Consider the following 26,568-nt stretch of genomic DNA (forward strand, 5'->3'; position numbering starts at 1 on the left):
TGAGAGTCATGACACCTGATGTCGGGTGATTTGCCTACTGTCATATCTGACAGGTTAATGAGGATTTAAGACGAACGGTCTAACCGCATCACATCGGCTCCGGCGGCCCAATCAACCGCCCCATCACCCCAAACAGTCCCAACTCCCGGATCACCTCCAGCTCCCCCTTGGTCTCGACCATCTCCGCAATCAACGGCAAATCAATGCTGTTGGTGGCCCGAAAAATCGCCTCGATAAACAGCCGTTTATCGCTCTGCTCATCAATGTGACGGATGTACGCCCCATCGATTTTCAAGTAAGCCAGCCCCAGTTGAGCCAGGTTGCCGATCTGGCCGAAGCTGCCGCCGAAATGCTGCAGACCGATGCGGTAACCGGTGTTGAGCAGGCTGTGGCTCAGGCGTTGCAGTTCTTCCTGAGGTGGCAGTTGGCGTTCGTCGATTTCCAGTATCAGCAACTCAGCGAGTTCGGGCAGCGATTCGAGCATGTCGAGGATGTGTTGCAGTTGCGCTGGGTCGCGCAGGGTGCTGCCGGACAGGCTTAACGCCAGGGGCCAACGGTTGACCACGAGGTAGTCGAGGGTGGCTTCGAGCATGGCCAGGTCGAATCGGGCCGACCAGCCGAGTCGCTCGATCCACGGCAGGAAATGCCCGGCGGCAATGGCCTCGCCCTGCGGGTCGAGCAGGCGTGCGAGCACTTTGTGATGCAGCACCTGGCTGGTGTCGGCGCATTGCACCACCGGCTGGAAATACAGTTGCATCTTGCCTTGGTTCAGGGCGTCGTCAATCCAGGTTTGCCAGTCGTTTTGGGGCGGGTTCGGCGCGGTGATGGAATCGGCCAAGTGGACCCACGGGCGCTCGGGATGTTGCCGGGCTTCGGTCAACGACCGGTCCAGTCGCGTCAGCACAACACTGGCTGGTTCACCGGGGTGGTAAGGGGCGATCCCCAAATGCGCCACCGGCATGGCGTCGCTGGCGCCAGTCAGGCGCAGGTTTTCCAGGGTGGCGCTGACTTCGCTGGCCAGGCGTGCAGCGTCGGCGCTGTCCAGCCCTGGCGTCAGCAGGCTGAATTCACCGCCACGATTGCGCGCTGCAAGCCAGGTGCGACGTTCCGGTGGCTGGGTCAGGCGCTTGAGCAATTCACCGACGGCGCTGATCAGCGCATCGGTGCGCTGGCCGCCCAAGCGTTGGTTGAGACCGGCCAGATCGTTGATCCGCAGCATCAGCAAATGGCCGTCGCTGCTCTGCTCGGAGACCAACAATTCGTCGGCCAGCTCTTCATCCAGCAAGCGCCGATTGGCCAGACCCGTAAGGCTGTCCTGATAAGACTCGACCCGCAGTTTTTCACTGCGTGCGACCTCTTCGGCGAATAGCGCCTTGAGCTTCTCGACCATCTGGTTCATGGCCAACACCACGCGTTTCAACTCCGGTGTGCGCGGCAGTTTCGGCAGGCTGAGGAACTCGCGTTTGCTGATGGCTTCAGCCTGTTTGACCATGGTGTCGAGTGGACGAAATTGCCGGCGCAGCAACCAGCCTCCAAACACGGCACTGAGCAGGCCGCACACCAGTAACCAGATCAGGCTGCCGAGGGTGCTGTCCCAAAGTTTGGCCAGGGCGAACTGCGGATTGCTCAACACCTCGACCCGTGCCGCCTGGGCCCAGCCACGCATGATCAGCGCTTCGCCACCGGGTGGGTGCAGGTTGACCAGATTCACAAACCAGGCGGGAACGCCCTCGATTTGCCCCGGCGCACTGCGCTCTACCAGCACCTGCGCATTCTCGATGTTAATGATTCGAATGCTGCTGAAATAACCGCTGTCGAAAATCGAGCTGACCATTAATTCGATCATGGCCGGGTCATCGATTTGTGCCGTCAACGACAAACCCAGCGCGGTGGCCGCGTCCTGAGCGTGGGAGCGCAACTGGCTGAGCATCTGGTCGCGAGAGCTTTCCAGGCTGACAAAAAAACTGCCGCTGAACGCCACCAGCAAGAACAGGCAGATGGCGAGAAACAACTGTTTACGCAGTGACATAAATCGCTCCTTGCTCAGGTGGCTAGCCGTCGCCCACGGCGAACCCTTCAGCCTGCATTTTTTTCAGTACGTCCTGCCAGCGCGACAGTTTTTTCGAGTCGCCGCTGCGTTTGCCACCATTGGCTCCGGGCAAGTACAGGCCTTCTGCGTTGAAGGCGTACACCGGCAGCAGGTCTTGGCGTTGGGAGGCGGGGCGGACCTCGCCGATCAAGTTGTCCAGCACCAGTGGATCGGCCGTGGGGCTGTTGTAGAACGTCAGCACCATGTGCGCCTGGTTCTGGGTCAGGGCTTTCACGTAGGTGATGCGTAGTTTTTCGCTGGGAATTCCCAGGTAGCGCAGGCTGAAATATTTCGCCAGTGCGTAGTCCTCACAATCAGCGGCACCCTTGATCAGGGATTCGACGGGCGTGGCCCAGTAATCGGTCTGATGCCAAATGCGGGTGTCGTCCAGAAAACTCAGTTGCTGATTGAAGAAGCGATTGACTGCGTTCAGCTGCTCGCGCTCGGGCGCGTTGACTTCGCTACTGATCATTTGACTCCAGGCCTCGATCCTTCCCCGTCCCGGGCCCAGGGTGCCGTAGCGATTTTCGGCGGTTTGCAGAATCTGCGCAAAATCCCAGTTGGCCCCGACACTGCCCAGCCCGGCCAACAGAAAAGTGATCAGCAACAGCCATCCGCCGAACCGAAGTCGGAGCGTTGACCATCTTGGGCTACGCGGACTGCGGGACATGTCTGGCCGCTCGGGTGCAGATGCTTGAAGTCTAGGCGGTGTTTTTTGAAAGGTAGGGTTGATCGTCGGGTCAGTTCGCGGACTGATCGTTCCCACGCTCTGGTGTGGGAATGCCGCCCGGGACGCTCCGCGTTCCTTAGACGCGGTGACGCAGAGCGTCACTGGATGCATTCCCACGCGGAGCGTGGGAACGATCATTGTGGCGTTTTCAAGGTTTATGCAGGGTTTTCTGTTTGAGGATGTAGAGGGTCACCAGCACGGCGCTGGTCAGCATGAACCCCCGCGCCCACGGCAGGGGCACCAGATAGCAGGAGAGCAGGATACTCGCCCACATCAGGCCGATGGCGTAGACCTTACCCTTGAGCGGAATGCCGTTGCCGCTCAGGTAATCGCGAACCCACGGCCCAAGCCGCGGATGTTCAACCAGCCAATGATAAAAACGCGGCGAACTGCGGGCGAAGCAGGCGGCCGCCAGCAGCAGGAAGGGCGTGGTGGGCAATACCGGCAGGAAAATCCCGATCACCCCCAGCGCTACGCTTAGCCAGCCGATGGCCAGCAGCACGTAGCGCAACATCAGGGAGCGGTTGCCTATGGGGTTGTCCATAGGCAAAACCTTAGTGGTGACGAGGCTTGAGGATCGCCGGTTTTTCGTCTGGCGCCTGGCACAGCAGGTACAGCGCGGTCAGGGCTTCCGGGATCTGTACGATCATGTCGTCCATCAGGTTGGCGTCTTTGGCGATGTCTTCGAACTCAGGCTGTTCGTCGAACAGGCCCGAACCGACCATGATCGGCAGCAGCATTTCGCTGACTTCGTCTTCGGCGGTCTCGAACCAGGCTGCTTCGCGCAGGAACACGCCTTCCATGAAACCGATGCACCAGCCGCGCAGGTCGGAATCGTCCGGCTCTTCGCCCAGGTCCAGGTCGCAAGGCAACTCGAACTCTTCATCGGACGCCAGTTGGCGAGCGATGTGAGCCTTGAGGGCCAACAGGGTGGATTCGATCGCTTCACGCTCGGTGTCGTCGGCGTAGTGCGGCTCTTCGGCGAAAAGGGCGTCGATCCATTCACGGTCAGGAACGGTTTCGGAACAGATCGACAGCGCCGTGAGGTAGCCGTGGGCGGCCACGTAGTCCAGCGCCTCGTCATGCAGTTCGTCGGCGTCGAGGAAGACTTGCAGGCGGGTTAGTTGCTCAGCGAAGGACATTAAAGGGCTACCTTGGGGAATATACGATGCAGGAATTCTAGGCCTTCTTGAGCGTTGGGGCCAGCCGCGCGGCATTTTTGCGCCATTGCGGCCCTGCGAAACACCGCAACCCCTGTGGGAGCGGGCTTGCTCGCGAAAGCGGTGTGCCGGCCAGCATTAATGTCGACTGACATGCCGCTTTCGCGAGCAAGCCCGCTCTCACAAGGTCTGCAGTGCATTGACCTTCGCGTGTCTTATCAGCGGCACCCTTTGCAGGGGAGGGCTCGGGTATACTCCCGCGTTTTGTGATGCCCTGCCGGCGTCGCGGCTGAAATGTGACGCGTCATGCAATGCGCACTTACGATTTGTCGGTGCAGCCTTCGTGGTTCTGAACCAGCCTTGCAGGGATGTTTTTGTGATTTTTGGAGTTTCTATGCTCGAACAGGCTCAACGCGTCCTCAAGGACATCTTCGGCTACGACAGTTTCCGTGGCCGTCAGGGTGCAATCATTGAGCGCGTGGCCAGTGGCGGCGATGCCCTGGTGCTGATGCCTACCGGTGGCGGCAAGTCCTTGTGCTTCCAGGTGCCGGCGCTGTTGCGCGAAGGCCTGGCAGTGGTAGTGTCGCCGCTGATCGCTCTGATGGACGACCAGGTCGCTACCCTCGAAGAGCTGGGCGTCGCTGCGGCGGCATTGAACTCCACGCTCAGCGCCGAGCAGCAGCGCGATCTGGCGGCACGGATCAAGCGCGGTGAAGTGAAAATGCTTTATCTCGCGCCCGAGCGTCTGGTTCAGCCACGAATGCTGGCGTTCCTGCAAAGTCTTGAAATTTCCCTGTTCGCCATCGACGAAGCCCACTGCGTGTCCCAATGGGGCCACGACTTTCGCCGCGAATACCTGCAATTGGGCCAGTTGGCGGAATTGTTCCCCAACGTCCCGCGTATCGCCCTGACCGCGACCGCCGACAAGCGTACCCGGGAAGAAATCGTCGACCGCCTTCATCTTCAGGATGCCGAGCGCTTCCTGTCGAGTTTCGACCGTCCCAACATCTTCTATCGCATCGTGCCCAAAGAGCAGCCGCGCAAGCAGTTGCTGGCGTTCCTCGCCGAGCGGCGCAGCGATGCCGGCATCGTCTATTGCCTGTCGCGCAAGAAAGTCGACGAAGTGGCAGTGTTCCTCAGCGAGCAAGGTTTCCCGGCGCTGCCGTATCACGCCGGTTTGCCCAACGATACCCGGGCTCACCACCAGAAGCGCTTCCTCAATGAGGAAGGCCTGATCATGGTCGCCACCGTGGCGTTCGGCATGGGCATCGACAAGCCCAACGTGCGCTTTGTCGCTCACCTCGACTTGCCAAAATCCCTTGAGGCTTACTACCAGGAAACCGGTCGCGGCGGCCGTGACGGTCTGCCGGCAGACGCCTGGATGGCTTACGGCCTGCAAGACGTGGTGATGCTCAAACAGATGTTGCAGAACTCCGAGGGCGACGAGCGCCACAAGCGTCTGGAGCAGCACAAGCTCGACGCCATGCTCTCGCTCTGCGAAGAAACCCGCTGCCGTCGCCAGACGCTGTTGGCTTATTTCGACGAAGACATGCCCGAGCCGTGCGGCCATTGCGACAACTGCGTCGATGGCGTGCAGACCTGGGACGCCACCGAGCCGGCCCGTCAGGCGCTTTCGGCGATCTACCGCACCGGCCAGCGCTATGGCGTCGGGCATTTGGTCGATGTATTGCTGGGCAAGGACAACGAAAAGGTCCGCAATTTCGGCCATCAACACCTGTCGGTATTTGGTGTAGGCAAGGCGATGGGGGAGAGCGAATGGCGCTCCTTGTTCCGTCAGCTGGTTGCCCGCGGTCTGGCGGACATCGACCTGGAAGGCTACGGCGGTCTGCGCCTGAGCGACACCTGTCGACCGCTGCTCAAGGGCGAAGTAACCCTGGAGCTGCGTCGCGACCTCAAGCCGCAAACCACGGCCAAAAGCAGCAAGAGCCAGGCGAGCCAACTGGTTCGCGGCGAAGAGCGCGAACAGTGGGAAGCCTTGCGCGCCCTGCGTCGAAAACTCGCCGAAGAGCATGGCGTGCCGCCGTACGTCATTTTCCCCGACTCGACACTGCTGGAAATGCTCCGCAGCCAACCGACCTCGCTGTCGGAAATGGCCACGGTCAGCGGCGTTGGTGCGCGCAAGCTGGAGCGTTACGGCGAAGCCTTCCTCGAAGTTCTCGGTGGGCAAGTCGAGGCGCCGAAAGTGGTGGCCGACCTGCGCCACGAACTGATCACCCTGGCCCGAGCCGGGATGACACCGTTGCAGATCGCCGGTCAGCTGCAATGCTCGGAAAAGAACGTCTACACCCTGCTCGCCGAAGCGATTGGCAAGCAGCAGTTGTCGCTGGAGCAAGCGCTGGATCTGCCTGAAGAATTGATGGGTGAGATCCAGGATGCGTTCCTTGACGGCGAGGGCGAATTGCCGCCCGTGTCGGAGATTGCCGCACTGTTTTCCGGGCGAGTGCCGGAAGGCGTTTTGTACTGTGTTCGGGCGGCGCTGCAATCCGAATTCGAGATTTAGGTGATCTGCCACATAGATGTAACGATTCAGTACAGAGCAAGCCTTGCCTCTGGCCAAGGGTCATGCTTAGCTGACTAATAATTAGTTTTTCTTTATTTCAGTCTAATCATGAGTGTTCTATGCCGTTAACCGAACAACACCGCTTTGGCATGCAACTGGCCCAGATGTCGCGCGGCTGGCGTGCCGAACTGGACCGCCGTCTGGCTGGCCTGGGGCTGTCCCAGGCGCGCTGGCTGGTGCTGCTGCACCTGGCGCGTTTTGATGATGCCCCGACCCAACGTGAACTGGCGCAGAGCGTCGGCGTTGAAGGGCCGACTCTGGCTCGTCTGCTCGACAGCCTCGAAAGCCAGGGACTGGTGCAACGTCAATCGGTGCTGGAAGATCGCCGAGCGAAGAAAATCGTCCTTTGCGCGCCGGCGCTTCCCTTGATCGAACAAATTGAAACCATTGCTACCCAACTGCGCCACGAGTTGTTCGAAGGCGTCGATGAGGCAGACTTGAAGGTCTGCATGCGTGTCCACGGGCACATTCTGGCCAACCTGGAAAAATCTTGAGGTATTAACGCCCCCAAGACTTTTGAGATACTCCGTTGGGCAGACTATAAAGAACTACTTGGCAATATCGTGTTCGTACCGGATGTGCGAACGCGTACAAGATGGTTCTGGTTATCTAAGGGATGCTCATGCTCGAGAGTTGGCACATGGCTTTACGGTGTTGCGCCAGGCTGCTTCTGGTCGGTGGTGCTGTCACTTACTCGGCATTGGCGCCCGCGTTGGGCTTGGGTGATATCACCCTGCATTCAGCGCTGAATCAGCCGTTGCGCGCCGACATCGCACTGGAAGATGCCGCAGGTCTGGAGGAGGGCGAGCTCTCCGTCAGCCTGGCGACAGCAGACGAGTTCAGCCGCGCCGGCATCGATCGGGTGTTCTTTCTCAATAATCTGAAATTCACCCCGATCCTGCGCGGCAACCGCAGCCTGATCCGGGTGAGCTCCAGCAAACCGGTCAATGAACCTTTCCTGAATTTCCTGGTGCAGCTCAATCAGCCCAACGGGCGGGTGCTGCGCGAGTACACGGTGCTGATCGATCCGCCGGGTTCGCCGGGGATTGTTCCCGTCAATGACGAACCGGTGACCGACGTTCAGCCCTCTGGATTCCCAACGGTTGAGCCGGCTGTTGCGAAGCCACCCGCGGCGAAAGGCAAACAGTCGCCACCCCCTCCTGCCGCCGCGCCTGTGAGTGATCCCGTTGCCGAACAACTGGCCGCCAGCGTGCTGCGAAACCAGCAGCTGCAAGCAACTATCGATGAATTGACTGCGAAGCTTCAGGCCCAGGAGGAGCAGATCTCCGGTCAGAAAAAGCAGGTGACTGAACTGCAAACCCAATTGGCGGAAATCAAGACCGCAACGGTGGGGCCGGTTGGACCCGCCGTTGTGGCTCCTGCGCCGGCCATTGTTGAAGAGCCTGAGGCTACTAACTGGGGGCTGATTCTCGGGTTGTTGGCGGTGGTGGCTCTGGTGTTGCTGGGGTTGTTCGTGAGGCGTCAACGACAACAGGTTCAGGCATTGCCCGACGCTTTACCGGATTTGCCGTCACGGCATGAACCGGTGCTCAATCGCACTGCAGAACCGGTTTCACAATCGTCAGAGGTGCAACCGGCAACTGAATCGGGTGAAGAGTCGCCCGCAGGCGATGTGCTTGAAGGGGTTGATATCTATCTGGCCTATGGCCGTTTTTCCGAAGCCGCCGGTTTGTTGCGAGAGGCGCTGATCAAAGAGCCGCAACGCACGGATCTTGCCGTTCAGCTGTTGGAAGTCTTGGGTAAACAGGGTGACGCACCCGCTTATGAAACACAGGAAAACAACCTGCGTGACGCCGGATACGACCTGCAAGAACTTCAGAATATTCGCGCCCGACACCCGAAATTGAACAGTGCGGCACCGTTGGCCGTTGCAGCGTCAATGACTCCCCCCAAGGCGGCGATTGCCGAAGCAGCACCCAACGATGAGTTCCAGTTGAACCTGGATGACCTGTCGATGGATTCGAGTTGGGACCTGATCAGCCCTTTTGAACACTCGCCGTCGGCCGCGAAGCCATCGAGCGAATCCGCGCCGGTCGAGCCGCCGTTTGCCTCGAACCTGCACGTCTTGCCCGAGGTGTTTGAAATGCCCGACGAGTCGACGCTGGATGAGCCCGAACTTGAATGGGTCGCCGAGCCTGATTCACAGACTCTGGATGACACCTTTCTCAACGAGTTCAGCGATCCCGGCCAGTCGCTGGAACTGCAACCGCTGAACCTGGAACCGCCCGAGCCGAGCAGCGCCGAAAAACTCGAACAAGCCCAGACCTGCATTGATGACGGCGATCTGGACAGCGCCATCGAATTGCTCAACGAGTTGCTCAAGGAAGGTAACGAGCCGCTTAAGCAGACCGCCCGGAACCTGCTCGCAGGGCTATCATAGCGGCGCCCTCTGGCTCAGGAGTTTCGCCGATCATGACTGCACGCAAACCGGAAATCATCATCACGTATTGCACGCAATGCCAGTGGCTGTTGCGTGCTGCCTGGCTGGCCCAGGAACTGCTCAGTACCTTCGGTGACGATCTGGGCAAAGTGTCGCTGGTGCCCGGCACCGGTGGGGTGTTTCACATTTTCTGTGACGATGTGCAGATCTGGGAGCGCAAGGCTGATGGCGGTTTCCCGGAGGCCAAAGTGCTGAAGCAGCGGGTCCGTGATCAAATTGATCCGGACCGCGACCTGGGGCACAACGACCGCACTCAGTGAGAGGCGGCTTCTGCCGCAACGGCTTTCTTGCTTGAGCCGCCCGAGAGTCGGCTGGAGACCACGATCGCCACGATGATCAACGCGCCACCGATCAGCATGTGCAGTGTCGGATTTTCATCAAACAGCAGCCAGGCCATGGTGATGCCGTAAACCGGCTCCAGGGCGAACACCACCGCCGCGGTCCGCGCCTTGATCACTGCCAGGCTGGCGACAAAAAGACTGTGAGCGACGCCAGTGCAGAACACCCCGAGCAGACCGATCCACAACCAGTCGATGGCGCGCACTTCGCTTAACTGCGGTGCCGCCACCGGCAACAGGCACAACGCGACCACCACGTTCTGACACAGCGCCGCCTGCACCGCCGGGATTCGCCCGGAGCTGGCGCGGTTGGTCAGCGATAGCAGAGAGAACAGCAAACCTGAGCCCACCGCCCACAGCAGACCCATTGTGGCGCCGCTGGCCAGATCGAAATCAGGGGTGACCAGCACCAGCCCGACACTGACCAGCACCACCAGCAGGATTTCGTTGGCGCGAATTCGCTCGCGGAAGATCAACCCTTCAAGGATCACGGTAAACGCCGGGAAGCTGGCGAAACCCAGGGTCGCAATCGCCACGCCCGCGACCTTCACTGCAATGAAAAAGCTCACCCAGTGTCCGGCCAGCAGTAAGCCGCTGAGCAACAGTCGGCGCCAGTCCACAGCCTCGAGTTTCTGCCAGCGAGTAGTGCTGGCGAATCGCGCAAAAACGGCCAACGCCAGCACAGCGAATGCAGCACGCCCGAAGACGATGACGGCGGGGGAGGCGGCAGCCAGTTTGCCGAAGACACCGGTCAGGCCGAACATCAATGCGCCAATATGCAAAGCGCCAAGGGCGGTACGGGGGGTCATTGTAATCCTTGAAAAACGTATAAAACCAGGCCCTACATTGAACCGCGCAACGTCCCGTTGTGTCTGTCGCCAGACTATCGTCCTTTGTCGCCAGCCTCTCGGCGCAACTTGCCAGGCGATGCGCCAAACTCCCGCAACACCGCTGCAGCAAATGCACTCTGGGAACTGTAACCGACCCGACTGGCAACCTCGCCGATGGGCAATGGCGAATCCCGCAGCAGTCCCACCGCGATATGCAAACGTCGACTGCGGATGTAATCCATCGGCGTCTGCCCACATTCAGCAACGAACCGCGCATGCAGCCGTGCGCTGGACAGACCAGCGACGCGTGCCAGATCGGCGACTTGAAGTGGATAGGCGGCGTACTGATCGATGTGCGCATTCAGCGCCGCATAAGGCAGGCGCCGACCGCCGACGATCTCGGGTTTGGCGTTGTTGAGGCTGGCCAGCAACAACACCGCGCCTTGTTGCGCGATCAATGGATCGTTGACCTGACTGCCCGCCAACCAACTGACCAATTGGCTTTGCCCGGCATCCAGCGGCAGGCGACCGGCATTGTCGAGCAAACGACGGCTGGCCTCGGCGTGGTCACCCAGGGACTGAGCAACCCATTGGTCGCTGGGCACATCCAGCACCAGGCAACGGCTGCCATTGGCGCTACCGCAGGCGTGATGGAAACCGGACGGCACCACCACGAAACTCTGTTGAACCACCTGACTGCCACGCCCGTCGACCTCGAAATCCAGCGCACCCGACAGCCCGAACACCAGTTGCGCGTGGTCGTGACTGTGGACGATCAGGTCATGAGTGTATTGGCGTAGCGTGAGGATCGGTCTCATCGCAGGTCTCCTGGTCAAGGTGCGGTCAGTCTACACCGGCCCGGCGCTGTCACAGGACTGACTCGCCACTGTCATGGGCGATTAACCCGACCGGCGCAAGCTTGCAAAAACTTTTCCAGAGGGTTGCCCATGACCAGCGCCGAGCTCGCCAAACCCAGTCGTAAGCAACGTGTGCGAACCTTGTGGATTTCCGACGTGCATCTGGGCACCCGGGATTGCCAGGCCGAACACCTGTCGCAGTTTCTCAAGGGCTATCACGCGGACAAGATCTACCTGGTCGGCGACATCATCGATGGCTGGAAGCTGCGCGGCGGCATGTACTGGCCTCAGGCGCACACGAACGTGATCCGCCGCTTGCTGACCATGAGCAAGCGCGGTACCGAGGTGATCTACGTCACCGGCAACCACGACGAATTCCTGCGCCGCTATTCGAAGCTGATTCTGGGCAATATCCAACTGGTGGATGAAGCCGTGCACGTGACCGCCGATGGTCGCCATCTCCTGGTCATTCATGGCGACCAGTTTGACGTGATCACGAGGTATCACCGCTGGCTGGCCTTTCTCGGCGACTCGGCCTACGAATTCACCCTGACCCTCAACCGCTGGCTCAACCATTGGCGCGCACGCTATGGCTACGGTTACTGGTCGCTGTCGGCGTACCTCAAGCACAAGGTCAAAACCGCGGTCAGCTTCATCAGCGATTTCGAAGAAGCCATCGCTCACGAATGCGTCAAACGCGAGTTGCACGGCGTGGTATGCGGGCACATTCACCATGCCGAGATACGCAAGGTCGGCGGGGTGGATTACCTCAATTGCGGGGATTGGGTGGAGTCGTGCACCGCGCTGATCGAGCATTGGGACGGAACGATCGAGTTATATCGATTGGCGGATGCCCAGGCGCGGGAGGCCGAGTTGAAAGCCATCAAAATCGCAGAGCCGGCTTGAATCGTTAGAGATGTGGTGTATGGATTGGCCTCTTCGCGAGCAAGCCTACTCCCACAGTTGACCGCATTCTCAAGTTAGACAAAGTCCAATGTGGGAGCGGGCTTGCTCGCGAATGGACCGCGCAGCGGTCCCACTGGATCGATCAGGCCGACGCGTGTTCTTCCATCGCCGCCTTGTAAATCGAGTACTTGGGCTGCGCAAACAACCGTTCCATCATCGGTTCAAAGAAGCTCAGCGGCAGCGTGTCATACGCTGGGTCAAACGCCGCGGCGTCATATTTGGCGCAAAACTCAATGGTCGCCTGATACTGCGGATGCCCGCTGAATTGCTCGCGCAAATGCCGGTCCATCCCTAGATGATGGAAGAAGTAATACCCCTGGAAAATTCCGTGTTTCTCGACCATCCACAGGTTCGCGGCGCTGACGAACGGCTTGAGGATTGCCGCAGCGATGTCCGGGTGGTTGTAGGAACCCAAGGTGTCGCCAATGTCGTGAAGCAGCGCGCAGACCACGTATTCTTCATCGCGGCCATCACGCCAGGCACGGCTGGCGGTTTGCAGGGAATGGGTCAGACGATCCACCGGGAAGCCGCCAAAATCACCCTCCAGTAATTTCAGGTGCGCCACAATCCGTGTCGGCAATTGCCTCGCATAGGCACTGAAATCTGCGGCGATGATCGCCCAGTCTTCCTGCGTGCCGTCCTGCATGTGGGTGAAACGGGCGTGGGCGTTCATCGGCTCTCCGCTTGTTCTTATCGAAAGGGATTTTTTGAGTGTAGAGCCTGGATCCAATACCGCACTGGCTGCGCAGGACGCTTTTGTGGCCCGTCGGGCCTAGAACGGCACGCGACCCAGAATCATGTCTCGGTACATGACGAAATCGCCGAGCAGGCTGTAAAACGGATGTTGAAAGGTCGCGGGACGGTTCTTCTCGAAAAAGAAATGCCCGGCCCAGGCGAAGCTGTAACCCGCCAGAGGAAGGGCCCATAACAGCAGCCAGGCGCCTTTGCCGATGGTCAGGGCCAGGATGAAAATAACCAGCGTCGTGCCGATAAAGTGCAATCGTCGGCAGGTGCTGTTGCTGTGTTCGCTGAGGTAATACGGGTAGAACTCAGCGAAGCTGTTGAAACGTTTGATGTTTTCCACGACTGCGATCTCTGTGGTTATTGTTCTGACTGCAAGTTGTTCTGCGGGTAGCTTATTTGAGTCTAGAGTGATCATTGGCATCAGCCAGTGACAATAGGCGCCACTTTAGTATCCTTCGGAAATTGGCCGCGATAGACGGCTCACTAAGTAGTAAGTAAACGCCATGAGCGAACGAACGACTTCTGCAAGCTGGGCGATGGGGATTGTCAAAGCACTGGAGATGGACGGCCTGGATTGCCGGGTGCTGTTCAAACAGCTGGGGCTCGACTACGCGGCACTGGATGATCCGGACGCGCGCTTCCCGCAGGATTCCATGACGCGGCTGTGGCAGCGCGCGGTTGAGCTGTCCGGTAACCCGGCGATTGGCCTGAACATGGGCAAGGTCGTGCGACCGGCCTCCTTTCATGTGGCCGGTTACGCCTTGATGTCCAGCCAGACCCTGGCCGAAGGCTTTCAACGGCTGGTGCGCTATCAGCGGATCATTGCGGAAAGTGCCGACCTGAGTTTCCGATTGTTGGAAGAAGGCTACGCGCTGATTCTGACGGTCCACGGCGACCATCTGCCACCGACCCGGCAAAGCGCCGAAGCGTCACTGGCCTGTGCCCTGGCGCTGTGCGGCTGGTTGACCGGGCGCACCTTGCAACCGCGCAAGGTGCTGGTGCAGGGCGAAGAGCCCGCCGATCTCGAACCCTATAAACAAGCCTTCCATGCGCCTTTGGTGTTCAACGCACCGTATGACGCCTTGATCTTCGAACGCGCTGACATGGAGGCTCCGCTGCCTACCGCCAACGAGGCGATGGCGCTGTTGCATGACCGGTTTGCCGGTGAATACCTGGCGCGATTTTCCGAGAGTCGCGTGACCCACAAGGCGCGACAGGTGCTGTGCCGTTTGCTGCCCCAGGGCGAACCCAAGCGCGATACCGTGGCGCAGACGCTGCACCTGTCGCAACGCACCTTGCAGCGACGCTTGCAGGAAGAGGGCACGAGTTTTCAGACGTTGCTGGACGACACCCGACGTGAACTGGCCGAGCAATACCTGGCGCAGCCGACCATGACCTTGCTGGAAATTGCCTACCTGCTGGGGTTCGCCGATCCGAGCAACTTCTTCCGCGCTTTCCGCCGCTGGTTCGACGCCACCCCCGGCGAGTACCGCGCGCGGCTGATGGACGCGCTTGCGCCTGTCAGTGACGCCAGAACGCCGGAATACACAGAACAAACACCGTAATGATTTCGAGTCGGCCCAGCAGCATGCCGAACGAGAGAATCCACTTGGCCGCGTCCGGCAGGGTGGCGAAGTTACCCGCCGGGCCAATGGTCTCGCCCAGGCCCGGGCCAACGCCGGACACTGTGCTGGCGGCGCCGGTAAGGGCGGTCATCCAGTCCACGCCGAGCAGCGACAACAGCAGCGCGATCACGCAGATGGTGATGGCGAAGAAAAACGAAAAGGTCAGAATCGAACGCACGATCTCTTCGTCGAGGCGGTGACCGTTGTACTTCTGCTTGATCACCGCGCGTGGATGAATCAACTGGTTAAGGTTGGCCTTGAGCAGGATGTACGCGACCTGGAAGCGGAAAATCTTGATCCCGCCGGCGGTCGAGCCCGAGCAGCCGCCGACAAAACCCAGATAGAAGAACAGCATCAGTGAGAAGTTGCCCCACAGGCTGTAGTCCCCGAGTGCGAACCCGGTGGTCGTCACCACCGAAGTCACGTTCAGCGCCACATGCCGCAGCGCCTCCAGCCAATGTAACTGGGTGGTCCACCAGTACCAGGTGCCGAGCACCAGCCAGGTTACCAGCAACATGCCGAGCAAGCCTTGAACCTGCTGATCCTTGATCAGTGCTTTGCGGTTACCGCGCAAGGTCGCTACATACAGGGTGAACGGCAGGCTGCCGAGGATCATGATGACGATCGCCACCCAATGCACCGCCGGTTGCGTCCACTTGGCCAGAGACTGGTCGGACGTTGAGAAACCACCGGTGGAAATCGCCGACATCGCGTGGTTGATCGCATCGAACAGGCTCATACCGGCCCACCAGAACGCCAGGCTGCCGAAAATGGTGATGCCGACGTAGGCCGCAACGATCAAACGCGCCACCATGTGCGATCGGGGCATGATTTTTTCGGAACGGTCTGACGACTCGGTCTGAAACAGCCGCATGCCACCAATGCGCAGCAGTGGCAGAATCGCTACCGCCATGCCGATAAAGCCGATGCCGCCGATCCAGTGCAGCAACGAGCGCCACATCAGAATGCCGGGGGACATGGCGTCCAGGCCCGTGAGCACCGTCGACCCGGTGGCGGTAATGCCGGACATGCTTTCGAAGAACGAGTCGGTATAGCTGATGTGCTGGGTCAGCAGGAACGGCAGCGCGGCGAAGATGCACACCACCAGCCAGCTGCTGACCGTCAGCAGGTACATGTCCCGCGGGCGCAGGTGTACATGTTCCGGGCGACCGGGGATGACCAGCGCGAGGCCGGCGACAAAGGTAATCATGCTCGCCCAGAGGAACGACGTCAGGTCGCTGGTACGCTCGAAAATCACCAGCGTGGCCATGGGCACGACCATGGCGATGGCCAGGGTGATCAGGAAGATGCCGATGATGAAACCAATGAGACGTAAGGTCGGCAACGCCATGAAGTCCGCTCAGGCTGAAATAGGGAAGGGCGCCATTCTACCTGTGGGGTCTGCTATGTAAACCGGCACTCCCGAGGTGGTTGCAGCTAGAATAGCCTCACATTTTTTTCAGGAGGTGGCCGATGCAGGCTCTCGACGCTTTGCTCAACCGTGTTTCCGTTCCACGACTGATAGAACCGGCCCCCACCGCAGAACAGCGTGAAGTGCTGTTTGGCGCTGCGATGCGAGCGCCAGACCATGGCCACTTGCAGCCTTGGCGCTTCCTGACAGTCGAAGGCGCGGCGCGCGAGCAAATGGGCGAGTTGCTGGCCGAAGCGGCGAAGCTGCAGGACAGCGAAGTGTCCGAGGCGGCGTTGGACAAGGCGCGTAACGGTCCACTGCGCGCGCCACTGGTGGTTGTGGTGATCGCCCGGTTGCAGGATCACGTCAAATATCCGAAGTCCGAACAACGGCTGGCGGCGGGCTGTGCGGCTCACGGGATTTTGCTGGCGGCTTATGCGCAAGGGATTGGCGCGGTATGGCGCACGGGTGAGCTGGCGTATTCGGCGCATGTGGCCAAGGGTTTGGGTTTGGCGGAAGGGGAAGAGGTGATAGCGTTTCTTTACCTTGGCACGCCGCAGAAAGAACCGCGCGTGGCGGAGAAAGTCGACCTGGCTGAATTCGTCAGCGCCTGGCCCGGAAAAGCCTGACACCATCAAACTCCTGTGTGAGCGAGCCTGCTCGCGAAAGCGTCGGTTCAGTCAACATATCTATTGAATGTTAAGCCGCCTTCGCGAGCAGTTGATCAGGGTTGGACGACGATTCCCGGTACTAACGGTAATTCGAGGCTGGCGATAAACCCGCCATCGGGATGATTGGCCAACACCAGACTACCGCCATGCCGTTCCGCCGCACGGCGCGCAATCGCCAATCCCAAACCATGCCCGGCCGCCGTCTGCCCCGGCGCCCGGTAGAACGGCTCACCCAACTGACTCAAATGCGCAGCCTCTACCCCCGGCCCATGGTCGCGCACACTGACCACAATCCGCTCACCCTGACGCACCGCCTGCATTTCAATCGATTGTCCCACCGGGTTGAACCGCTGAGCATTGCGCAGCAGGTTGTCGAGGGCGCGCTCGATCATCGTCGGCCAGCCTTTAAGGTTCAACTGCGGCTCGGCCTCAAGGTGCACGTTTTGCTCCGGCGAACCCAATTGAGCATCCTTTTGCAGGGTGTTGAGCAGCGCATTGAGATCAACCTCTTCAGCGCTGGCGTTGTCGGCATCGACCCGCGCCAGAACCAGAATTTCGCTGATCAGCGCTTCCAGTCGATCGCACTCCCGAGTGAGGCGCGGCCAGAGTTTTTGCCGTTCTTCAGGGTTGGCCCGCTCGGCCAGAGCCAGCGCAATTCGCAGCCGGGCAAGCGGTGAACGCAGTTCATGGGACACATCCCGCAGCAACTGCCGCTGACTGCCGATCAAACTTTGCAGACGCGCGCCCATGCGGTTGAAGTCGTTGGCCAGCACGCCGAACTCATCGCGCCGATTGGCCAGTTTTACCAGGCTGTTTTGTTGGTAGGTGGTTTGCCCCAGATCATGCACTGCGCCGCGCAAGCGGTTGAGTGGGCGAGTAATGGACATCGTCACGAACAGGCTGAACAAGGTCAGGACCACCAGCGCGATACCCAGCGCACTCAACGGCCAGAGCAGGCTTTCGCGGTGCCACGCGTCCAGCTCCGGGTGCGGAATGCGGTAGATCAGCAGGTAGGTGTCGCCGGTTTTTTCGCTGGTGTACTCCGCCGTCAAACGACGCCATGGCAGGCGGCGGTCGTCGTTGTTCTGTCGCGCTTCGAAGGCGGCCGCCCGGCGTGGGAAGGTGCCGCGCACCACCGGATCGCCGCTCTCGTTGAGCACTTGAACGTCGATGTGATACTGGCGCTTGCGCTGTTCCAGAATGTCCTGGGCCGCGTCTTCACCCTGTGATTCGTAGGTTTGCGTCCACTGTTCGGCCAAGGTGTTGAGGCCCGGATGGCGGCTGAGAATCCACGCGTCCTGGTTGAGCATGTGCCCCAGCAGAATGGAAAGCCCTGCAACCAGAGCGATGGCCAACCAGAAGCTGGCCAGAATACGCCAGAACAATGAGCGCACAGAAAATCCTCAAGCAAACACAAATCCCACATTAGACTGAGTGATATCAGCCCCGACGGTGTTAGCCGTCGGGTCCGGGGGTTAGCGGCATTATTGCGCCTTTTGTGCCTGTTGCGCTTTCCAGGCCTTGAACTCGGCCCATTCGGCGCGACGTTCAGCCTGTTTTTTCTGGATCTCGTCGAATTGCTTCTGTTGATCCGGTTTCAGCAAGGCGCGCACGTCGGCTTCGGCTTTCTTGTGGTTGGCCGCCATTTCATCTTTCATGGCTTTCTGGTCGGCTGGCGAGAGTTTTTCCAGGTACTTTTCGACCACTTGCTTACGCTCGTGCATCTGCTCGCCCATGATTTTGCGGATCTGCTCGCGCTGTTCGCGGCTCAGGTCCAGCTGGCTGTACGGGCCTTTGCCGTGCATGCCGTGCATCTGACCGCCATGGCGTGAGCCGTCCATCGGGCCACCCATCGGGCCGGTATCTTCAGGCATGGCGGCCATGGCAACGGTTGGCAGGGCGGCAGCGAACATCAGAGCGATAAGAGTCTTGCGCATGGTGAATCTCCTTGTCTCGTTCCCGGTACGTTCCGGATGAGTACAGATTACGCAGATCAAGGTCAGCGGTGGTCAGCGGAGCGTAAAGCTTGGGTAAAGACGATTTCTCGCCGACCTGACAAAACAGGCATCGTAGGAGCACGGCTTGCTGGCGATGGCGTCCTTGAGATAGTCATCGCCGGCAAGCCGTGCTCCTACGGGGGAAGATATTCGGGATTAGAGGCTGTAGTAATAGCCGCGGCTGCGCAGGGCGACGATGCGTGGGCGACCGTCGGGGTGCGGGCCGATCTTTTTGCGCAGGTTGCTGACGTGCATGTCCAGGCTGCGGTCGTACAGCGTCAGTTTGCGGCCGAGGGCGATTTGCGCCAGTTCCTGTTTGTCCAGCGGCTCGCCGGGTTGCTTGAGCAGGGCTTCTAGCAAGCGGCTTTCGGAGACGGTGAGGGTGAATTCCTGTTCATCGATGCTGACCACGCCACGTACCGGGCTGAAACACAGGTCGCCCAGTTCGAGCTGACTGGAGACGGCTGCCGGATGACTGCGGCGCAACACGGCGCGCAGGCGGGCTGTCAGTTCCCGTGGGTCGCACGGTTTGGCCAGGTAATCGTCGGCGCCGAGTTCCAGGCCGAGGATGCGGTCCAGCGGTTCGCCGCGAGCCGAGAGCATCAGCACCGGCAAGTCCGGGTGATCGCTACGCAATTGCTTGAGCAGCTCCAGACCGCTGCCGTCCGGCAGCATCACATCCAGCACCACGGCTGCCGGCGATGTTTCGGCCAGTGCGCGACGGGCGCTCTGACCATCGTGGCAGGCGCGGACGTGGAAGCCTTCCTGGCTCAGCCAACTGCTCAGGAGCTCGCACAGCTCCTGGTCATCATCAATTAATAACAGCTCGCTCATGACTCACTCAATTTAGCCATTGCCTACGTTTTCTGGTGGCACCACTGGCGAAGATACCGCAGAGCAGCGCCAATAGCGCTACCCCGGCGCCGATGACGAACCACTGTTGCTGGTCGGTCAATAGACGCGGCAGCGGGTTGCCGGCCTGTGTTTCCTTGAGTTGCAGCTTGAGGCGCTGATTCTCTTGGCGCAACCGGCTCAGCTGAGCGCTTTCGCGTTCGGCATCGGTATTTTGCAGTTGTTTACTCAGTTCTTCTCGTTGCTGTTCGCTTACCTTCAAGCGCTGTTGCAACTGGGTGATCTGGCTGCCGGCGCTCAGGGACAATGGCGTGGAACTGCCGCCCTCGGCGCTTTCTTCACCGTGGGCAGGGGCCACAATCGACAACGTCACCAACATCAGACACAACGGACCTTTGCGCATCGCCACTCCTGATTCCAATACGAGTATTGGGCAGGTTGTCGGCCGGTAAACGAGAATAATGAGCGTTGAGAGCACGATGAACCGACAAGGTTCATCGTGGGGGGAGAAATTACGGGAGGACTTGCTTGAACGGCTTGACCGAAACGTTGGCGTAGACGCCTGCGGCGATATACGGATCAGCGTCGGCCCAGGCCTGTGCGGCGCTCAGGGAATCGAATTCGGCGACGATCAGGCTGCCGGTGAAACCCGCAGCGCCCGGATCATTGCTGTCGACCGCCGGGTGTGGACCGGCCAAAACGATGCGACCTTCACCTTTGAGCACTTGCAGGCGCTCAAGGTGTGCAGGCCGTGCGGCCAGGCGGGCTTCCAGGGAGTTGGCGACGTCTGTGGCAATGATTGCGTAAAGCATGTCAGTCCTCGGTTTTTGGCGTAGTGGTATCGGCGTCGTGCAGGTGGCGGGACAGGTAAATGCCCTGGCCGACCAGGAACAGCAGCGTCATACCCAGGCTGCCGAAGACTTTGAAGTCGACCCAGTAGTCCTGAAAGGTGAACGCGACGAACAGGTTGGCGGCACCGCAAAACAGGAAAAACCCGATCCAGGCGATGTTCAGGCGAGTCCAGACCGGATCCGGCAGGGTCAGCGCGTGGCCCATGATGCGTTTGATCAGCAGTTGCTCACCGACAAAGTGGCTGCCAATGAACGCCAGGGCGAACAGCCAGTTCACCACCGGGGCTTTCCATTTCAGGAAGGTTTCGCTGTGGAACGCCAGGGTCAGGCTGCCGAAGACCAGGCAGGCGATGAGGGTCAGCCACTGGCTCTTCTCCAGCTTGCGCTGCTTGATGAACAGCGTGCCGTAAACCACCAGGGAGCTGATGATCAGCATGGCGGTGGCGCTGTAAATACCGCCTACAGTGACCTCGTGACCGGCGATGTCGACGACCCGGGGATCGAGCTTGAAGACGATGAAGAACAGCAGAAGCGGGATGAAATCGATGAATTGTTTCACAGTGGCAGCCAGAAGCAGGATGTGGCGGCATAATAACAAACATATGGGCGCGCGATAGCGCCAGCTGATTTGAGGTAAAAAAGTCCTGTGAATGTTGATTTGCACTGCCATAGCACGGCCTCCGATGGCGCTCTCGCGCCAGCAGTACTGGTTGCGCGTGCGTTCGAGAAAGGCGTGCGAGTCCTGGCCTTGACCGATCACGACACCCTCGAAGGCCTTGATGAGGCCCGCAGCACCGCGACTGCGCTGGGGATGCAACTGGTCAACGGCGTCGAATTGTCCTGCACCTGGGGCGGCGCGACCATTCACGTGCTGGGCTATGGTTTCGACGTCAACGCTGTGCCGTTGGTCGAGGCCATCGCAAAATTGCACGATGGCCGCTGGTTACGGTCCGAAGAAATAAGCCGCAAGTTGGCGCTTAAAGGCATGCCGGGGGCGCTGGAAGGTGCCCGGGCGATCCAGCAGGAACTGGGCGACAGCGGCAACGCGCCGGCCCGTCCGCATTTCGCCGACTGGATGGTGCGTGAAGGTTTCGTCAAGGATCGCGCCGAAGCGTTCCGCAAATGGCTGGGTGCCGGCAAGCTGGGGGACGTCAAGCAACACTGGCCGACCCTGGAAGACACGGTCGAAACCCTGCGCGCCGCCAAGGCCTGGGTCAGCCTGGCGCACCCGTGGCACTACGATTTCACTCGCAGCAAACGTCGCCGGCTGATTGCCGACTATATTCAAGCAGGGGGCCACGCAATCGAAGTGGTCAATGGCCATCAGCCCGCCGAGCAAGTGGGCAGCCTGGCGATTCTCGCCCGTGAGTTCGGTCTGCTGGTCAGCGCCGGCAGTGATTTTCATGGTCCTGGAGGTTGGTCCGAGATCGGTGAATACCGCCCGCTCCCGGAGGATCTGCCGCCACTGTGGTGTCGATTCAAACATGACCCAATTATTGCCGCCGTCTGAACAGGTAGAGAATGTGAGTCAATTTTTCCAGATTCATCCGGAAAACCCGCAAGCGCGCCTGATCAAACAGGCTGTCGAAATCATCCGCAGCGGCGGGGTGGTGATTTATCCCACAGACTCGTCCTACGCCATTGGTTGCCAGATCGGCGACAAGAATGCCGTGGAGCGCGTGCGTCGGTTGCGTGGACTGGATGACAAGCACAACTTCGCACTGATTTGCAGCGACCTGTCGCAACTGGGGCTGTTCGCCAAGATCGACACCGGCCTTTTCCGTTTGCTCAAGGCCCACTTGCCGGGTCCGTATACCTTCATTCTCAACGCCACCCGCGAAGTGCCGCGGCTGTTGTTGCACCCGAAAAAACGCACCATCGGCCTGCGTGTGCCGAGTCATCCGATTGCCCTGGCACTGTTGGAGGAACTCGGCGAACCGCTGATGAGCGTGACCCTGATCATGCCCGGCGACACTGACCCGATGACCGATCCTTACGAAATGCGTCAGTTGCTTGAGCATCAGGTCGACCTGATCATCGACGGCGGTTTCGGCGGAATCAAGGCGTCCACCGTGATCAATCTCGCCGACGGCGAGCCGGAAGTGATCCGTGTTGGCTGCGGCGACCCGACGCCGTTCATGGCCGAGGCGTAGATGTCTGCAGTAGAACCCGTTGTTGACAGTCAGGCCGGAGCCCAGCAAGAGCTGCCCTTCGCGATGGTCTATGGCCAGGCGGTCATGGAAATGCCGCTGGACCTGTACATTCCGCCGGATGCGCTTGAGGTCTTTCTCGAAGCCTTCGAAGGCCCTCTCGACTTGCTGCTGTACCTGATCCGCAAACAGAACATCAACATCCTCGACATCCCGGTGGCGGAAATTACCCGTCAGTACATGGGCTATGTCGAGTTGATGCAGTCGGTGCGCCTGGAGCTGGCCGCCGAGTACCTGGTCATGGCCGCAATGCTGGCCGAGATCAAATCGCGGATGCTGCTGCCGCGTGCCGAAACGATCGAAGCCGAAGAAGACGACCCCCGCGCTGAACTGATTCGCCGCTTGCAAGAGTACGAACGCTTCAAGGCCGCAGCCGAAGGCATCGATGGCCTGAGCCGTGTGGGCCGTGACGTGGTAGTCCCCAAGCTCGACGCCCCGGAAGCCCGGGCACGCAAGCTGTTGCCAGACGTGCGTCTTTCAGAGCTGCTGTTGTCCATGGCCGAGGTCCTGCGCCGAGGCGACATGTTCGAAAGTCACCAGGTCAGCCGCGAGGCACTGTCCACCCGCGAACGCATGAGCGATGTGCTGGAGCGCCTCAAGGGCGGCGGTTTCGTGCCCTTTGCCGAGCTGTTCACCGCTGAAGAAGGACGTCTGGGGGTGGTGGTGACCTTTATGGCGATTCTCGAACTGGTCAAGGAATCTTTGGTCGAGCTGGTGCAGAATGAGCCGTTCGCAGCGATCCACGTGCGGGCCCGAGCCGAATAACGAGTTGAATCATGAACCTGACTGAACCCCGCGAGCTGGCGCCACTGCTTGAAGCCTTTCTGTTGGCCTCGGGAAAACCGCAATCGCTTGAACGCCTGTTCGAACTCTTCGAAGAGGGCGAGCGCCCGGAGCCGCCGGTCTTCAAGAAAGCCCTGACAATTCTCGCCAAGTCCTGCGACGGCCGCGCCTTTGAGCTGAAGGAAGTGGCCTCTGGGTATCGCTTGCAGATCCGCGAAAAGTTCTCGCCATGGGTCGGACGTTTATGGGAAGAGCGGCCGCAGCGCTATTCCCGCGCCATGCTCGAAACCATCGCGCTGATCGCCTATCGCCAGCCGATCACCCGGGGCGAGATCGAAGACGTGCGGGGCGTGGCGGTCAACAGTCACATTGTCAAAACCTTGCTGGAGCGCGAGTGGATCCGCATCGTCGGTTACCGCGACGTGCCGGGTAAACCAGCGATGTTTGCGACCACCAAGGCCTTTCTCGATCACTTCAACCTGAAAAACCTCGACGATTTGCCACCGCTGGCCGAATTGCGCGAGCTTGAGCCTGACCCGGTGCTCGATTTCGACGACGCGCCGGTGCCTGCCGCACTGCAGGAGTTGGCCGACGCCAGCGCCGAGCCGGAAGAGCCGAAGGAAGAAACCAGTTTCCACACCCTGTTGCTGGAACTGGACACCATGGAGGAGGGGCTCAAGACCGACTTCGACGATCTGTTGCGCGATGGGGCGGTGACCGAGACCGAAGGGGCGTTGGCAGAGCCCGAGCCTGACACTGAAGTTGAACTTCAAGTCGAGGCTGAAGCCACTGTCGAAGAAGAGCAGGAACCAGAGCAGGAACCAGAGCAGGAAGATGACATTCTTGGCGTCGCCGAAGCTCGCGCAAAGCTCCTGGCCGCTGTAGCCGCGTTGGAGCAGTCGACACCTGAGCTCAGCGATGAAGAGGCCGAAGCCCAGGCCCTCGCCGAAGCGATCGAAAACGAACGCCGCCAGCACGAAGACTGACACGAGCCCAATGTGGGAGATCTATGTTGCAGCGCAACCTTGCCTTCAGGCGCCGTTCTTGAGCAACTGGCTGAACGCCTCCAGCTCACTTTTCTCCAGATCGGAAACCAGTACAAATTGCATGTGGTTTTCTTGCCAGAACACGACGTTAAAGCCGCGGACCATCTGACTCTGACGCGGCTTGTCCGCCTCCTGCGTGGGCAGGATAAACACATTGATAATGTGCTTGGCGCGCCCATAACTCAGGGCCGCCGTGGTCTGATGTTGCAGGTAATCCAACCGTCCACCCAATAATGGAAAGCCCTGCGCCGAGTAATCGAATACCGGTGGCGAGAAGTCGAGCTTGCCGGTGAACCAAGGCTTCACTGTATGGCGGTCGGATGAAACCACATCGTTCAAATGTTCACCCATTAACGAGCGGACATGGCTGGAGACCGCCTCATCCATCAACGGCTGTTCGCTGGCCGGCGTGACGACATACAGCATCACTGCCAAGGCCAGCGCTGTCGCCGAAAAAACAGGCGCGAACCATTTTCGCCAACGTTCCACTGCACGGGTTTGTGGCGCAACAGGGGCGAAAAGGTTGGCAGTCAACGACACCGGTGCCGAGTAATACGGCGCATGTCGCTTCACGCTGACCTTCAGTAGCCGCGCCTGATCATGCAACCGCGCGCAGTTGGCACATACAGCCAAATGCCCGGCGACCCGGGCAGCCATCACCGTATCGAGTTCCTTGTCCAGATAGCCATGAACCAGCATCTGGCAAGCCGTGCAGTCGAGTTCATTCATGATCATGCAACTTCAGTAGTTCGAGCTTGAGCATGGCGCGAGCCCGGGCCAGTCTCGACATGACGGTGCCGATCGGGATGTCGGCGACCAAGGCGATGTCCTTGTAGGGCATGTCTTCGAGCTCCTTCAGAATAATCACCTCGCGAAATATGGGCGGCAGGGCGCACAGGGCTTGCTGGACAAGCATCGCGTTTTCCGTGTGTATGGCCAGCAACTCCGGGGTTTGGCCGTGACTCAACGCGGCATCGTCTTCGGGCAGTTCATCGCCGATAGCCACCCAGTGGTGGCCGGCCGAGGCCTTGAGCCAGGTGTAGCTTTCGTTACGCACGATGGTCAGAAACCAGGCCTTGGCATTGCCGTCGGTGAAACGGTGCAAGAATCTGAAGGCCCGCAGGGCGCTTTCCTGCACGACATCGCGCGCGGCGCTGTCGTTTCCGGTGAGCCAGCGCGCGAGGTTGTAGGCGGCGTCCATGTGGGGCGCAAACAAGTCCTCAAATCGCTTCATAGTGATTCCCGTAACGTCCCACCCCTATAACCGTCATTCGCCGGGTTTTATTCCCGGGGAAAAAATAATTTTTCGACGTGGAATAAAGACTCGTCCCACAAGGTTGTACTCGTGTCAGCTACATCACTGTAGTCCGCCAGCGAGGGCACACCGATGGACATTCATATGAAACACGAACGACGCACCGACGGTCCGCTTAACCCCGACCGCCGGACACTGCTCAAGTGTTCCGCGTGGGCCGGGGCCGGGGTGCTCTGGGCCTTGAGCGGCGGCATTCCGCGGGCCTTTGCGCTGGACGCTTCCGGCAACGTCTCCGACCCCAAAGCGCTGGCCAGCACGTTCCACTTTGTGCAGATCAGCGACTCGCACATCGGTTTCAACAAGGAGGCCAACCCGGAACCGTCGAAGACCTTGCAGGTGGCCATCGACAAGGTCATCGCATTGCCGAAACGGCCGTCATTGATCCTGCATACCGGCGATATCACCCACCTGTCGAAACCGGAAGAATTCGATACGGCGGCGCAACTGCTCAAGGGCCTTCCGTCCACCGTGCACTACGTGCCGGGCGAGCACGACACCCTCGACGAGGGCGGTGGCAAGCTCTATCTGGAGCGTTACGGCAAAGGCACCAAAGGCAATGGCTGGTACAGCTTCGATGACCACGGCGTGCATTTCATCGGGTTGGTGAATGTCTTCAATTTCCAGGCTGGCCATGAAGCGACGCTTGGCGCCGATCAACTGGCCTGGCTGGCCGATGACCTGCGCGCCGTGACGAGCAGCACGCCAATCGTGGTGTTTACCCATATTCCGTTGTGGACGATTTATCAGCCGTGGGGTTGGGGCACCGAAGATGGCGATCAGGCGATTGCCATGCTGCGCAAGTACGGTTCGGTGACGGTATTGAACGGGCATATCCATCAGGTCATCCAGAAGGTTGAAGGCAATATCACCTTCCACACCGCCCGCGGCACGGCTTATCCACAACCTGCACCGGGTACGGCGCCGGCACCGGGACCGATGACGGTGGCGGCTGATCAACTGCGCAATTATTTAGGGCTCACCGATGTGCGAGCGACGCAGGGCGAGCATCCGCTGGCGCTGATCGATTCGACACTGGTTTAGCGGAGGAACG

At 59.9% G+C, this 26,568-nt stretch carries 29 protein-coding genes; 12 read left to right on the plus strand and 17 right to left on the minus strand.

The features are described 5' to 3' along the window. Positions 1–88: 88 nt before the first annotated feature. The 4 genes from lapD to KW848_RS07480 form a co-directional block, all read right to left on the minus strand. Positions 89–2,029 carry a cyclic di-GMP receptor LapD gene (gene lapD, locus KW848_RS07465; RefSeq protein ID WP_218536450.1) on the minus strand — a complete coding sequence of 647 codons (1,941 nt, stop codon included), beginning with the start codon at positions 2,027–2,029 and terminating at the stop codon, positions 89–91. Between the two features lie 22 nt (positions 2,030–2,051). Continuing rightward, a complete protein-coding gene (lapG, locus tag KW848_RS07470; RefSeq protein ID WP_192406699.1) occupies positions 2,052–2,759 on the minus strand; it encodes a cysteine protease LapG in 708 nt (235 codons plus the stop codon). A gap of 208 nt (positions 2,760–2,967) precedes the next feature. Continuing rightward, entirely contained in the window at positions 2,968–3,363 is a 396-nt protein-coding gene (locus tag KW848_RS07475) for a YbaN family protein (protein ID WP_008156164.1), read from the minus strand. Between the two features lie 10 nt (positions 3,364–3,373). Beyond that, positions 3,374–3,961 (minus strand): YecA family protein, encoded by a 588-nt coding sequence (locus KW848_RS07480; RefSeq protein ID WP_008156162.1) that lies wholly within the window; start codon positions 3,959–3,961, stop codon positions 3,374–3,376. Between the two features lie 412 nt (positions 3,962–4,373). On the opposite strand from KW848_RS07480, the gene recQ reads away from it, so the two are divergent. The 4 genes from recQ to KW848_RS07500 all read left to right on the plus strand — a co-directional run bounded on the left by recQ (position 4,374) and on the right by KW848_RS07500 (position 9,281). Next, positions 4,374–6,500, plus strand: a complete 2,127-nt coding sequence (recQ, locus tag KW848_RS07485; RefSeq protein ID WP_218536451.1) for a DNA helicase RecQ — start codon at positions 4,374–4,376, stop codon at positions 6,498–6,500. Positions 6,501–6,619: 119 nt separating this feature from the next. Next, positions 6,620–7,054 carry a MarR family transcriptional regulator gene (locus KW848_RS07490; protein WP_111451824.1) on the plus strand — a complete coding sequence of 145 codons (435 nt, stop codon included), beginning with the start codon at positions 6,620–6,622 and terminating at the stop codon, positions 7,052–7,054. A 128-nt stretch (positions 7,055–7,182) separates the two neighbouring features. Beyond that, entirely contained in the window at positions 7,183–8,961 is a 1,779-nt protein-coding gene (locus KW848_RS07495; RefSeq protein WP_218536452.1) for a FimV/HubP family polar landmark protein, read from the plus strand. A 32-nt stretch (positions 8,962–8,993) separates the two neighbouring features. Next, positions 8,994–9,281 (plus strand): SelT/SelW/SelH family protein, encoded by a 288-nt coding sequence (locus tag KW848_RS07500; RefSeq protein WP_033055915.1) that lies wholly within the window; start codon positions 8,994–8,996, stop codon positions 9,279–9,281. On the opposite strand, the gene KW848_RS07505 is transcribed toward KW848_RS07500, so the two are convergent. Next, on the minus strand, positions 9,275–10,168 hold the full coding sequence (locus KW848_RS07505) for a DMT family transporter (RefSeq protein ID WP_218536453.1): 894 nt from the start codon (positions 10,166–10,168) through the stop codon (positions 9,275–9,277). The two genes, KW848_RS07500 and KW848_RS07505, sit on opposite strands and share 7 nt — an antisense overlap. Before the next feature lie 74 nt (positions 10,169–10,242). Next, positions 10,243–11,007 (minus strand): AraC family transcriptional regulator, encoded by a 765-nt coding sequence (locus tag KW848_RS07510; RefSeq protein ID WP_218536454.1) that lies wholly within the window; start codon positions 11,005–11,007, stop codon positions 10,243–10,245. Positions 11,008–11,136: 129 nt separating this feature from the next. On the opposite strand from KW848_RS07510, the gene KW848_RS07515 reads away from it, so the two are divergent. Next, positions 11,137–11,952, plus strand: coding sequence for a UDP-2,3-diacylglucosamine diphosphatase (locus tag KW848_RS07515; protein ID WP_192406705.1), 816 nt, complete (start codon positions 11,137–11,139; stop codon positions 11,950–11,952). Positions 11,953–12,094: 142 nt separating this feature from the next. Here the strand turns inward: KW848_RS07515 and KW848_RS07520 are convergent, their stop codons facing one another. Further along, positions 12,095–12,685, minus strand: a complete 591-nt coding sequence (locus tag KW848_RS07520; RefSeq protein ID WP_218536455.1) for an HD domain-containing protein — start codon at positions 12,683–12,685, stop codon at positions 12,095–12,097. Positions 12,686–12,784: 99 nt separating this feature from the next. Next, the gene (locus KW848_RS07525; protein ID WP_008156143.1) at positions 12,785–13,096 is read right to left on the minus strand and encodes an Mpo1-like protein; all 312 of its coding nucleotides are present in this window, start codon (positions 13,094–13,096) and stop codon (positions 12,785–12,787) included. 163 nt (positions 13,097–13,259) lie between these two features. Between KW848_RS07525 and KW848_RS07530 the strand changes: the two genes are divergently transcribed. Beyond that, the gene (locus KW848_RS07530) at positions 13,260–14,321 is read left to right on the plus strand and encodes an AraC family transcriptional regulator (RefSeq protein WP_218536456.1); all 1,062 of its coding nucleotides are present in this window, start codon (positions 13,260–13,262) and stop codon (positions 14,319–14,321) included. Here the strand turns inward: KW848_RS07530 and KW848_RS07535 are convergent. Continuing rightward, entirely contained in the window at positions 14,278–15,732 is a 1,455-nt protein-coding gene (locus KW848_RS07535; RefSeq protein WP_218536457.1) for a TrkH family potassium uptake protein, read from the minus strand. The genes KW848_RS07530 and KW848_RS07535 overlap by 44 nt on opposite strands. 122 nt (positions 15,733–15,854) lie before the next feature. Between KW848_RS07535 and KW848_RS07540 the strand changes: the two genes are divergently transcribed. After that, on the plus strand, positions 15,855–16,421 hold the full coding sequence (locus KW848_RS07540) for an NAD(P)H nitroreductase (protein WP_111451832.1): 567 nt from the start codon (positions 15,855–15,857) through the stop codon (positions 16,419–16,421). Between the two features lie 95 nt (positions 16,422–16,516). Here KW848_RS07540 and KW848_RS07545 read toward each other — a convergent pair whose 3' ends face one another. From KW848_RS07545 to KW848_RS07570, 6 genes are all read right to left on the minus strand, one after another. After that, positions 16,517–17,857 (minus strand): cell wall metabolism sensor histidine kinase WalK, encoded by a 1,341-nt coding sequence (locus KW848_RS07545; protein WP_111451833.1) that lies wholly within the window; start codon positions 17,855–17,857, stop codon positions 16,517–16,519. Positions 17,858–17,947: 90 nt separating this feature from the next. Beyond that, entirely contained in the window at positions 17,948–18,400 is a 453-nt protein-coding gene (locus KW848_RS07550; protein WP_218536458.1) for a Spy/CpxP family protein refolding chaperone, read from the minus strand. Positions 18,401–18,616: 216 nt separating this feature from the next. Next, positions 18,617–19,294, minus strand: a complete 678-nt coding sequence (locus KW848_RS07555) for a response regulator transcription factor (protein WP_008156129.1) — start codon at positions 19,292–19,294, stop codon at positions 18,617–18,619. Positions 19,295–19,301: 7 nt separating this feature from the next. Further along, a complete protein-coding gene (locus tag KW848_RS07560) occupies positions 19,302–19,715 on the minus strand; it encodes a translation initiation factor 2 (protein ID WP_111451835.1) in 414 nt (137 codons plus the stop codon). Between the two features lie 109 nt (positions 19,716–19,824). Further along, positions 19,825–20,124 carry a YciI family protein gene (locus tag KW848_RS07565; protein ID WP_008156126.1) on the minus strand — a complete coding sequence of 100 codons (300 nt, stop codon included), beginning with the start codon at positions 20,122–20,124 and terminating at the stop codon, positions 19,825–19,827. Position 20,125: 1 nt separating this feature from the next. Then, positions 20,126–20,722, minus strand: a complete 597-nt coding sequence (locus KW848_RS07570) for a septation protein A (protein WP_218536459.1) — start codon at positions 20,720–20,722, stop codon at positions 20,126–20,128. Between the two features lie 87 nt (positions 20,723–20,809). Here KW848_RS07570 and KW848_RS07575 point away from each other — a divergent pair, with 87 nt between their 5' ends. From KW848_RS07575 to scpB, 4 genes are read left to right on the plus strand one after another with little or no spacing between them, the layout of a single operon-like run. Further along, positions 20,810–21,673 (plus strand): PHP domain-containing protein, encoded by an 864-nt coding sequence (locus KW848_RS07575; RefSeq protein ID WP_218536460.1) that lies wholly within the window; start codon positions 20,810–20,812, stop codon positions 21,671–21,673. Positions 21,674–21,686: 13 nt separating this feature from the next. Continuing rightward, complete coding sequence (locus KW848_RS07580; RefSeq protein ID WP_111451925.1) at positions 21,687–22,316, plus strand: L-threonylcarbamoyladenylate synthase; 630 nt, start codon at positions 21,687–21,689, stop codon at positions 22,314–22,316. After that, positions 22,317–23,138: a ScpA family protein gene (locus KW848_RS07585; RefSeq protein ID WP_008156118.1), complete on the plus strand. Its 822-nt coding sequence runs from the start codon at positions 22,317–22,319 to the stop codon at positions 23,136–23,138. It abuts the gene before it with no gap. A gap of 11 nt (positions 23,139–23,149) precedes the next feature. Then, positions 23,150–24,142: an SMC-Scp complex subunit ScpB gene (scpB, locus tag KW848_RS07590; RefSeq protein WP_218536461.1), complete on the plus strand. Its 993-nt coding sequence runs from the start codon at positions 23,150–23,152 to the stop codon at positions 24,140–24,142. Positions 24,143–24,187: 45 nt separating this feature from the next. Here scpB and KW848_RS07595 read toward each other — a convergent pair whose 3' ends face one another. Together KW848_RS07595 and KW848_RS07600 are read right to left on the minus strand one after the other, a co-directional pair. Further along, positions 24,188–24,931: an anti-sigma factor gene (locus KW848_RS07595; RefSeq protein ID WP_218536462.1), complete on the minus strand. Its 744-nt coding sequence runs from the start codon at positions 24,929–24,931 to the stop codon at positions 24,188–24,190. Further along, on the minus strand, positions 24,924–25,436 hold the full coding sequence (locus KW848_RS07600) for a sigma-70 family RNA polymerase sigma factor (protein WP_111451839.1): 513 nt from the start codon (positions 25,434–25,436) through the stop codon (positions 24,924–24,926). Before KW848_RS07600 ends, KW848_RS07595 begins: the two co-directional genes overlap by 8 nt. A 153-nt stretch (positions 25,437–25,589) precedes the next feature. Here KW848_RS07600 and KW848_RS07605 point away from each other — a divergent pair, with 153 nt between their 5' ends. Further along, the gene (locus KW848_RS07605; protein ID WP_111451840.1) at positions 25,590–26,558 is read left to right on the plus strand and encodes a metallophosphoesterase; all 969 of its coding nucleotides are present in this window, start codon (positions 25,590–25,592) and stop codon (positions 26,556–26,558) included. Positions 26,559–26,568: the final 10 nt, after the last annotated feature.

The sequence above is a fragment of the Pseudomonas sp. PDM25 genome (genome assembly GCF_019219045.1).
GTDB lineage: Bacteria > Pseudomonadota > Gammaproteobacteria > Pseudomonadales > Pseudomonadaceae > Aquipseudomonas.

Excerpts from the sequence above, each read along its gene's own strand:
- KW848_RS07510 (WP_218536454.1), bottom strand. The coding sequence starts at position 11,007 with ATGAGACCGATCCTCACGCTACGCCAATACACTCATGACCTGATCGTC.
- KW848_RS07605 (WP_111451840.1), top strand. The coding sequence starts at position 25,590 with ATGGACATTCATATGAAACACGAACGACGCACCGACGGTCCGCTTAAC.
- KW848_RS07540 (WP_111451832.1), top strand. The coding sequence starts at position 15,855 with ATGCAGGCTCTCGACGCTTTGCTCAACCGTGTTTCCGTTCCACGACTG.
- KW848_RS07565 (WP_008156126.1), bottom strand. The coding sequence starts at position 20,124 with ATGCTTTACGCAATCATTGCCACAGACGTCGCCAACTCCCTGGAAGCC.
- KW848_RS07520 (WP_218536455.1), bottom strand. The coding sequence starts at position 12,685 with ATGAACGCCCACGCCCGTTTCACCCACATGCAGGACGGCACGCAGGAA.
- KW848_RS07490 (WP_111451824.1), top strand. The coding sequence starts at position 6,620 with ATGCCGTTAACCGAACAACACCGCTTTGGCATGCAACTGGCCCAGATG.
- KW848_RS07555 (WP_008156129.1), bottom strand. The coding sequence starts at position 19,294 with ATGAGCGAGCTGTTATTAATTGATGATGACCAGGAGCTGTGCGAGCTC.
- KW848_RS07515 (WP_192406705.1), top strand. The coding sequence starts at position 11,137 with ATGACCAGCGCCGAGCTCGCCAAACCCAGTCGTAAGCAACGTGTGCGA.
- KW848_RS07595 (WP_218536462.1), bottom strand. The coding sequence starts at position 24,931 with ATGAATGAACTCGACTGCACGGCTTGCCAGATGCTGGTTCATGGCTAT.
- KW848_RS07495 (WP_218536452.1), top strand. The coding sequence starts at position 7,183 with ATGCTCGAGAGTTGGCACATGGCTTTACGGTGTTGCGCCAGGCTGCTT.
- lapG (WP_192406699.1), bottom strand. The coding sequence starts at position 2,759 with ATGTCCCGCAGTCCGCGTAGCCCAAGATGGTCAACGCTCCGACTTCGG.
- KW848_RS07480 (WP_008156162.1), bottom strand. The coding sequence starts at position 3,961 with ATGTCCTTCGCTGAGCAACTAACCCGCCTGCAAGTCTTCCTCGACGCC.
- KW848_RS07600 (WP_111451839.1), bottom strand. The coding sequence starts at position 25,436 with ATGAAGCGATTTGAGGACTTGTTTGCGCCCCACATGGACGCCGCCTAC.
- KW848_RS07550 (WP_218536458.1), bottom strand. The coding sequence starts at position 18,400 with ATGCGCAAGACTCTTATCGCTCTGATGTTCGCTGCCGCCCTGCCAACC.
- KW848_RS07500 (WP_033055915.1), top strand. The coding sequence starts at position 8,994 with ATGACTGCACGCAAACCGGAAATCATCATCACGTATTGCACGCAATGC.
- lapD (WP_218536450.1), bottom strand. The coding sequence starts at position 2,029 with ATGTCACTGCGTAAACAGTTGTTTCTCGCCATCTGCCTGTTCTTGCTG.
- KW848_RS07535 (WP_218536457.1), bottom strand. The coding sequence starts at position 15,732 with ATGGCGTTGCCGACCTTACGTCTCATTGGTTTCATCATCGGCATCTTC.
- KW848_RS07530 (WP_218536456.1), top strand. The coding sequence starts at position 13,260 with ATGAGCGAACGAACGACTTCTGCAAGCTGGGCGATGGGGATTGTCAAA.
- KW848_RS07505 (WP_218536453.1), bottom strand. The coding sequence starts at position 10,168 with ATGACCCCCCGTACCGCCCTTGGCGCTTTGCATATTGGCGCATTGATG.
- KW848_RS07475 (WP_008156164.1), bottom strand. The coding sequence starts at position 3,363 with ATGGACAACCCCATAGGCAACCGCTCCCTGATGTTGCGCTACGTGCTG.
- KW848_RS07585 (WP_008156118.1), top strand. The coding sequence starts at position 22,317 with ATGTCTGCAGTAGAACCCGTTGTTGACAGTCAGGCCGGAGCCCAGCAA.
- scpB (WP_218536461.1), top strand. The coding sequence starts at position 23,150 with ATGAACCTGACTGAACCCCGCGAGCTGGCGCCACTGCTTGAAGCCTTT.
- KW848_RS07560 (WP_111451835.1), bottom strand. The coding sequence starts at position 19,715 with ATGCGCAAAGGTCCGTTGTGTCTGATGTTGGTGACGTTGTCGATTGTG.
- recQ (WP_218536451.1), top strand. The coding sequence starts at position 4,374 with ATGCTCGAACAGGCTCAACGCGTCCTCAAGGACATCTTCGGCTACGAC.